Here is a 946-nt window from a genome sequence, read left to right as displayed (position 1 = left end):
CCGAACTTTTTAGCGATTTTAGGGAAATGATCCACGATTTCACCGATTAGCTCAACGCCCGTCAATCCGCCGCCGCCGATTACGATGGTTGCGTCCGCTTCATTATTTGTTTGTGCATATTCGCGAATGCGATCTTCGATATGTTTATAGATCTTGTTTGCATCATTTACGGATTTCAAGACCATGCTGTTTTCCTCAAGTCCCGGAATTCCGAAGAATCCTGTTTGGCTTCCCAAAGCAACAACCAGGGCATCATAAGATAAAGTGGAACCATTGGCAAGTTTCACTTCTTTGTTATCGACTGAGAAAGACTCCACTTTGGAAATGACAAGGTCGATATCTTTTCCTTTGAAAAGCTTTTCCAACGGAATGGAAACGGCTTGTTCGGAAATGGATCCGCCTGCAAGACGGTGCAATTCGGTGATGATTTGGTGCGTTGGAAATTGGTTCACCACGGTAACCTGCACTTCATCTCTTTTGTAATATTCACGTACGGATAAGGCAGATAGCAATCCAGCGTAACCCGCACCTAAGATGACGATTTGTTTTGACATAGTTAATCCCCCGTCCTTACTGATTGAAATTTATAAAATTATTTTTGGTTTTTACTTTCTGAAGAGACTTCAAGAAAAGCTTGGGCGAAACGGAAAAGCTTTTGTGCTTGCGGGTCTTTCATCATTCTTAACAGACCAAAAAGACCGATCACGTCAGTATTCTCATCAGCACGATCCTTAGCTTCGATGGCATTAGCCGCAAGCCCTTTCACTGAATGGACTACAGGTGTCGCGATTTCCGAAATGGCACTGACCGTATCATTTTTCAAGACATCATCAGTCGCAACCGATTGAGCGAAATCATATGACTTTGTTAAAATATTCACTAACTCAGTCAGTTTTGGTAACTGCTCAACTAAAGTGTTCAATGATTCCTGAACCTCAGGCTTTAA

At 42.4% G+C, this 946-nt stretch carries 2 protein-coding genes; both read right to left on the bottom strand.

Annotated elements, in window-relative coordinates:
- The coding region (locus MPH60_RS27530; protein WP_241594865.1) for an NAD(P)/FAD-dependent oxidoreductase at window positions 1-554 on the bottom strand (554 nt) is incomplete at its 3' end.
- Window positions 555-592: 38 nt separating this feature from the next.
- On the bottom strand, window positions 593-946 hold a 354-nt coding region (locus MPH60_RS27525), incomplete at its 5' end, for a DUF1641 domain-containing protein (RefSeq protein WP_241594866.1).

It is taken from the genome of Peribacillus sp. Aquil_B1 (assembly GCF_022603275.1).
In the GTDB taxonomy this organism is placed as follows: Bacteria; Bacillota; Bacilli; order Bacillales; family DSM-1321; genus Peribacillus.
The sequence above is the reverse complement of the archived record's forward strand: the minus strand, read 5'-3'. Positions and strand labels throughout refer to the sequence as shown.